Source organism: Mycolicibacterium nivoides (genome assembly GCF_003855255.1).
Classification (GTDB): Bacteria; Actinomycetota; Actinomycetes; order Mycobacteriales; family Mycobacteriaceae; genus Mycobacterium; species Mycobacterium nivoides.
The window spans coordinates 1,779,530-1,786,139 of the sequence record NZ_CP034072.1; the positions used below are offsets into that span (position 1 = coordinate 1,779,530).

The 6,610-nt window shown below is 66.2% G+C and carries 7 protein-coding genes; 5 read left to right on the top strand and 2 right to left on the bottom strand.

Going from position 1 to position 6,610, the window contains the following annotated elements:
- Window positions 1–16: 16 nt before the first annotated feature.
- Window positions 17–646 (bottom strand): hypothetical protein, encoded by a 630-nt coding sequence (locus EH231_RS08495; RefSeq protein ID WP_241177915.1) that lies wholly within the window; start codon window positions 644–646, stop codon window positions 17–19.
- A 433-nt stretch (window positions 647–1,079) separates the two neighbouring features.
- Here EH231_RS08495 and EH231_RS08500 point away from each other — a divergent pair, with 433 nt between their 5' ends.
- Genes EH231_RS08500 through EH231_RS08520 form a run of 5 tightly spaced genes read left to right on the top strand, consistent with a single transcriptional unit; the run spans window position 1,080 to window position 5,637 of the window.
- Window positions 1,080–2,009, top strand: coding sequence for a TauD/TfdA dioxygenase family protein (locus EH231_RS08500; protein WP_409543985.1), 930 nt, complete (start codon window positions 1,080–1,082; stop codon window positions 2,007–2,009).
- 1 nt (window position 2,010) lies between these two features.
- Window positions 2,011–2,874, top strand: a complete 864-nt coding sequence (locus tag EH231_RS08505; RefSeq protein ID WP_090433354.1) for an ABC transporter permease — start codon at window positions 2,011–2,013, stop codon at window positions 2,872–2,874.
- Window positions 2,861–3,610 (top strand): ABC transporter ATP-binding protein, encoded by a 750-nt coding sequence (locus EH231_RS08510; RefSeq protein ID WP_124712216.1) that lies wholly within the window; start codon window positions 2,861–2,863, stop codon window positions 3,608–3,610. Before EH231_RS08505 ends, EH231_RS08510 begins: the two co-directional genes overlap by 14 nt.
- A gap of 4 nt (window positions 3,611–3,614) precedes the next feature.
- Window positions 3,615–4,685, top strand: coding sequence for a PhnD/SsuA/transferrin family substrate-binding protein (locus EH231_RS08515; protein WP_090433359.1), 1,071 nt, complete (start codon window positions 3,615–3,617; stop codon window positions 4,683–4,685).
- A gap of 34 nt (window positions 4,686–4,719) precedes the next feature.
- A complete protein-coding gene (locus EH231_RS08520) occupies window positions 4,720–5,637 on the top strand; it encodes a TauD/TfdA dioxygenase family protein (RefSeq protein WP_124712217.1) in 918 nt (305 codons plus the stop codon).
- A 61-nt stretch (window positions 5,638–5,698) separates the two neighbouring features.
- Here EH231_RS08520 and yaaA read toward each other — a convergent pair whose 3' ends face one another.
- A complete protein-coding gene (gene yaaA, locus EH231_RS08525; protein ID WP_124712218.1) occupies window positions 5,699–6,445 on the bottom strand; it encodes a peroxide stress protein YaaA in 747 nt (248 codons plus the stop codon).
- Between the last annotated feature and the right edge of the window lie 165 nt (window positions 6,446–6,610).

Consider the following 6,610-nt stretch of genomic DNA (forward strand, 5'->3'; position numbering starts at 1 on the left):
GGCCAGCTTAGCGCGGTTACCGCGGTGCGACGACGACCGGCGTGGACAGGATCTCCCGGTACTCGATCATCGGTTCGCGTTTGAGGACCGCACTACCCGAGGTGACGAGCAATTCGGTCGGCGAGACCGCGTAGTTGACCTGGTAATTGCGCGCCACGAATCGGCGGCCAGAGGTGACATCGGCCGATGCCGCCAGAGCGGCCCGGTCGGAGAGCCGGACGCCGTGGTATTCGAGCCAGCCTGTGCGGTCCAGGCAGATCACCACCAGCGAGCGTTCGGTTCGGCCGATGGCCCGGGCCGTCTGGGTGTCGCGGCACCGTGCCGCCGAATCGACGAATCCCGAGCCGTCGGACGCGAACGCCGCGATGGCCGGAGCGACGGCCCGCTCGGAGAAGCTTCGGAGCGGCTGCCGGTTCGGTTTCACCTCGTAGGTCCTCGCGCCTACGGCATACACCGAATCCCTGGACGAGAATTTGGAGGCAAGCGTCGTGAGGATGACGAATGCGGTGAGCATGGAGCTGACCACGGCCGCGGCGGCCACGCCGATGCCGACGGGCAGCCAGCGTCGTTCCGGTGCCTTCCGGTGCCGTCCACGGCGAGCCGGCTGATACGGCGCATGCGGTGTCGAAACTGGGCAGGTGACCAAGCTTGCTCCCGGGGAACGGCGGTGTGATGGGCGTGGCACAGGCGACAGGCGCTGACGCGAGCTCATATTGTGCACGATGAGGTGGGGCGCTGTGGGTAACACCCGGGAATTCGGCGAAATCCGAATCCGGTGTGGGACTGTCGCGCAGTTGCGGTGAAATTAGCTCGGCAACAGTGAGATTCGTCCTCATATCGTGGTATTGAGCCAGTGCGCCGCAGGCAGAAGCGATTTGGGGCGTTCGTCCGGAACGCGGCCGGCAACGCCACTCCGGGTTCGCGACTGCCGCACGCCATTCACGTCACGCCGATTCAAACCGGTAGGTCCCGAGACGAACCTCGTTAGCGTCGAATCGCCGATATGAGCAGCTGCTTTCGAGGGAAGTATGGCGATGTCTACTACTGAACTGTCTTCATCTGAACTGTCTTCTGTTGAAGTGTCTTCGTCCGGACTCACGATCAGTCCGTTGTCGGGATACACCGGGGCATTGATCGACGGGGCCGATCTGTCGGCGCCGCTGTCACCCGAGCACGTCGCCGCGATCCGGGCCGCACTGCACCAGTGGAAGGTGGTGTTCTTCCGCGGACAAGACCTCGACCACGCATCCCAGATCGCGTTCGGTGCCCAGTTCGGCGAGGTGACCCCCGGCCATCCCTACGAGGGCGACTCTGCCCCAGCCGGATTCCCGCAGATCCACACCGTATCCCCGGCCGCCTACGACCACCGCTACGGCACCAAGTACCGCAAGCGGCAAAGCCCGAACGGTCCTGGCTGGCATGCCGATGTCACCCCGCTGATCAACCCACCGTCGCATTCGATACTGCGGGCAGAGCAGGTGCCCGACTACGGCGGTGACACCCAGTTCACCAATGTTGCTGCCGTATATGCGGGTCTGTCGCCATCGGTTCAGGCCCTCGTCGGCGAGCTACGCGCCGAGCATCGCTTCGGCTCGACGACGTCGGCCGACCGCAGCACCGAGAAGATCGGCGATCTGGTGCGCAGCAATCCTCTCGCCACCATCCACCCGGTGGTCCGGGTGCACCCGGACACGGGGGAGAAGGTGCTCTACGTCAACCCGTCCTTCACGCGCGAGATCGTCAATCTCTCGCCCCGGGAGAGCAGGCACCTGCTGGATCTGCTGTTCGAGGAGATCGCGCGGCCCGAGTACTCGGTGCGGTTCAAGTGGGAACCGGGCAGCGTGGCGTTCTGGGACAACCGGGCCGCGCTGCACCTGGCCCCGCGCGACTTCGAGCATGTCGAAGGCGACCGGGTGCTGCACCGCATCACTCTGGTGGGCGACGTTCCGGTGGGTCCCGATGGTGTTGCCTCGGAGTCGATTTCGGGCGACTACTTCGGGGCCGCCTGAGATGTCCGTCCTGCTGTCGAGGCCAGGGGGAGCCCCACCCACCGACGCACCGATCGGGCTCGTCGATCCCCGGGCGGCGGTGCGGCGGGTGCAGCGCAAGCCCGTGGTGCCGCGCGCGGTGCAGCGGCTTCTGGGTCCGGTCCTGTTGGTGGGCATGTGGCAACTGTTGTCCACCGTCGGGATCTTCGACGAGCGCACGGTGCCGCCGCCGACCCGGGTTCTCGATGCGGCCTGGACGCTGATCGCCGACGGGACTTTTCAGGACCATCTGACCGCGAGCCTGTTACGGGTCGGATATGGGCTCGTGTTCGGTATCGTGCTCGGACTCGGGTTGGCCCTGATCTCGGGGCTGTCCCGGATCGGGGAGAACTTCGTCGACGCCAATATGGAAGTGCTGCGCGCGGTTCCGAACTTCGCACTGGTGCCTCTGCTGATCGTGTGGTTCGGCATCAGCGAGGTCCCGAAGATCCTGTTGATCACGCTGGCCGTCGCCGTCGCGATCTACATCAACACCTTCAGCGCGATCCGCAGCGTCGATGCCGCGCTGGTGGAGGCGGCCCGATCCTTCGGAGCAGGCCGGACCGAGATGATCTACCGGGTCATCATCCCCGGATCGCTGCCCGGGTTTCTGGTCGGCCTGCGCCTGGCCCTGACGGCGTCCTGGTTGTCGTTGATCTTCGCGGAGACCATCAACGCCAAGAAGGGTCTCGGCCGGATGATGACCGACGCCCGCGAATACTTCCAGATCGACATCGTCTTCGTGTTGATCGCGGTCTACGCGATTCTCGGGCTGATCTCGATTCTCGTGGTGCGGTTCCTCGAGGGTCGCCTGCTCACCTGGAGGCGGGCCTATGACGGAGACTGACACGCTCACGACCACTGTCGGTACGTCGTCGGTGGTGATCGCCCGCGACGTCCGGAAGAGGTTCGGGGACAACGTCATCATCGACGGCCTCGATCTGGAGATCCGGGCAGGCGAGTTCGTCGCCCTGTTGGGCCGGAGCGGTTCGGGCAAGAGCACTTTCCTGCGGGCTCTGGGTGCGCTCGACAGTGACGTGGACGGTTACCTGCGGGTGCCCGAACGGCGCGCGATCGTTTTCCAGGATTCCCGCCTGCTGCCGTGGCAGCGGGTGCTCGCCAACGTGACGATCGGATTGCCCGCCAACGGTGTCGTACAACAACGGGCGCTGGCGGCGCTGGGCGAGGTCAATCTGGCGGACAAGGCGAAGGCGTGGCCGCGCACGTTGTCCGGTGGCGAAGCGCAGCGCGTCGCCCTGGCCCGGGCCCTGGTACGCGAACCGCAGTTGCTGCTGCTCGACGAACCCTTCGGCGCACTTGATGCCCTCACCAGGATCAAGATGCACGGGCTGCTGATGGACCTGTATCGCAGGCACACCCCGGCGGTTCTGTTGGTGACCCATGACGTCGATGAGGCGATCCTGCTCGCCGATCGCGTGATCGTCCTGACCGACGGTGTCATCTCTCTCGACGTCGACGTCGACGTCACGGTGCCGAAGCCCAGGGCCCGGGACACCCACGAATTCGCCACGCTGCGAAAGCGATTGTTGTCCGAACTCGGTGTATCCGAAGACAAGGAATAGTCACATGTCATTTGGTGGTCGGGCGCGGCGGGGTTCGGCTGTGCTGTTGCTGATCCCGTTGTTGCTCAGCGCGTGCGGGTTGTCCGACGACGAGGCCGGCGGTGCCATCGACACGGTGAAGATCGCCGCGAAGACCGAGGTTCCGGCCGGCACCAAGCTGGTCATCGCCGAGCAGAACGGGACGCAGTCACTGCCGTGGAACCTGGCCAATGCCGGCCAGGGGACACCCTACGAGGTCGACTTCGCCGATTTCAGCGGCGGTGCGGCGGTGATCGAGGCGTTGCGCTCGGGTGCGGCCGACGTCGGATCGATCGGCGAGGCGCCGGTTCCGATCGCGGTGGACAGTGGCGTCACCGATCTGGTGACCATCGGGCTGCAGGCGAACCCCGGCACCAGCGGTGGTTACTACCTGGTGGCACGCCCCGACAGCGGAGTGAAGACGATCGAGGATCTTCGCGGCAAGCGGGTGGCCTACCCGCCGGGGTCGGGTCGTCACATGGTCACCGCCGGGCTGCTCAAGCGCCATGGCCTGGACCTGAGAACCGATGTCCAGCCCGTGGAACTGGCTGGGGCAGAAGTGGTTCCGACATTTGCCGCCGGTGCCGTGGAAGCCGCCATCGTGCTGGGCAACCAGTACTACCAATTGGGCGAGCCACCGATCCTCGGTGATGGCAAGGGCATCAACACCGGCATTCAGACGCTGATCGTGCGCCGCGATGTGCTCGACGACCCCGCCAAGGCGGCGGCGATCGGCGATTACGTCGGCCGGGCCGTCGCGGCCAACAACTGGAAAGACACACATGCCGACCAGTGGATCGACGAGTACTACGTCAAGGTGCAGGGCATCACGTTCGACCAGGGCAAGAAGTTGTACGAGGAGGACGGGATCGCCTCGTACTACCCGATCGATGCCGATTCCACCGCGTTGTTCCAGACCGTCGCCGACGGCCTGCACGAGACCGGGACCATCAAGGGCCGGGTCGAGGTCAAGCCGTACGTGGACGGCCGCTACAACGACATCGTCAACGCGCAGAACGAACTCGACAGTGTCACACCGAAATCGCTGAAATCGTAGCGATTTATGCCGTACGAAACAGAGGGGACAACAGATGACTCAATTGGCATCCGCACTGACCATCCGGCCGCAGTCCGGCTGGATCGGCGCCGAGATCCACGGAATCGACCTCACCGCACCGCTACTTGAGGAACACGTGGCCGAAATCCGTGCCGCACTGCTCAAGTGGAAGGTGGTGTTCTTCCGCGACCAGTTCATCGGGCACGACGATCACCTGCGGCTGGCGCGGGCATTCGGCTCACCGACACCGGCGCATCCGCTGTTCGATTCCATCCCCGACCCGGAGTACCCGACGATCTACCCCATCTTCGCCGACCGGTTCAAGGCGCGCTATGGCAGCAGCAGGGGCTACGACAAGGCGAATTGGCATGCCGATGTGACCGCGGCGGTGAATCCGCCTGCCGCGTCGATTCTTCGGGCCGAGGTGATCCCGCCGTACGGGGGCGATACCCAATGGGCGAACACCGTTGCCGCGTATCAGGGATTGTCGGCACCACTGCAGCGATTGGCCGACGGGCTGCGGGCGGTGCACCGGTTCGCGCCCCCGGACGGTACGACGGCCACGGAGGACTATGAGCGTCGGGTTAACCGGCGTCCGCTGCTGACCGAGCACCCCGTGGTGCGGGTGCATCCCGAGACGGGGGAGCGGGCGCTCTACGTCAACCCGGGTTTCACGAGCCATATCGTCGATGTGTCGCCGCACGAGAGTCGCCGCCTGCTGGGTCTGTTCTACGACGAGCTGGTGCGGCCCGAGTACACCGTGCGGTTCAAGTGGGAGCCGGGCAGCATCGCGTTCTGGGACAACCGCTCGACCGTCCACCTGGCACCGTCGGATCTGACCGGCGAGCACGACCGCCGGTTGTATCGCGTGACGCTCGTGGGGGATGTGCCGGTGGGGCCGGATGGCCGGCCATCGCGGGCGTTGGACGGCGAGCCGTTCGAGGCAGCTTGAGGCGGCGAGCCGTTCGAGGCAGCTTGAGGCGGCGAGCCCTAGGCGGCGATCGGTAAATCCGTCAGGCCGGCACCACCACGGTCAGTTCGTCGCCGTCGCGTTCCACGTTCATGCCGGAGCGGCGGGCAACCGCCGCTACGGCGGCGGCATCGTTCGGTTCGGCCCGGGAGCCGGCCAGCGCCCGCGCCAGATGACCCTTGTGGGCCTTGTTGAAGTGGCTGACCACGGTGCGGTGACCGTCGGCGCGTTCGGCCAGAACCTGCACGCGGACGGCGCCGGGGATGCGGCCCAACCCCGCGTAGGAGCCGGAGCGAAGGTCCACGATCAGCTCGCGGGCGGAGAGGTCGGCCAGTACCGGCTCCAGAAGCGGGCGCCAACGCTTGGCCAGGCTCGGTTGTCCGGGCAACTTCGAGGATGCGGACAGCCGGTAGGCAGGCACGTGATCATCGGCGCGCAGGAGGCCGAACAGCGCCGATCCGACGGCCAACCGGCCGCGGGCCCTCGTGGCGGCCGTTCCGCGTAGCGATCCGACGTCGAGGGCGTCGTAGAGCACCCCGGTGTATCGCTCGATCGCCGGCATCGTGGGTGCATCCCGCAGGGCGGCGTTGCGCTCGATTTCAGCGTCCTGGCCGGCGGAGATGCCCAGGGCGTTGCGGCATGCCGGCGGATCGGCGGCGAGTTCGACGAGTTCGCCGATCAGCGACTCGCGCAGCGGAGTGAGTTTCGGCGAGCTCAGATTGTCCAAACGCACCGGGGGGCCATCCCCGCCGGTGCGTTTGGTCTCCGACGGTGGCAGCAGCACGATCACAGCCAGACGTTATCTGACCGATCGTGGCTCGCTGACCACCGACAGGTGTGATCTCAGATGGCGATAGGAGCCGGCACCTCGGGCGCAGGAGGCGCAGGCGGGGGCGGCACGTCCAGCATGATCGGTGCGGGCCCGTCCATCGGGGGCGCCGGTGGCATCGCGTCG

What these genes read in the sequence shown, in the direction of transcription:
- EH231_RS08505 (WP_090433354.1), top strand. Translation starts at nt 2,011, where the DNA reads ATGTCCGTCCTGCTGTCGAGGCCAGGGGGAGCCCCACCCACCGACGCA.
- EH231_RS08510 (WP_124712216.1), top strand. Translation starts at nt 2,861, where the DNA reads ATGACGGAGACTGACACGCTCACGACCACTGTCGGTACGTCGTCGGTG.
- EH231_RS08515 (WP_090433359.1), top strand. Translation starts at nt 3,615, where the DNA reads ATGTCATTTGGTGGTCGGGCGCGGCGGGGTTCGGCTGTGCTGTTGCTG.
- EH231_RS08520 (WP_124712217.1), top strand. Translation starts at nt 4,720, where the DNA reads ATGACTCAATTGGCATCCGCACTGACCATCCGGCCGCAGTCCGGCTGG.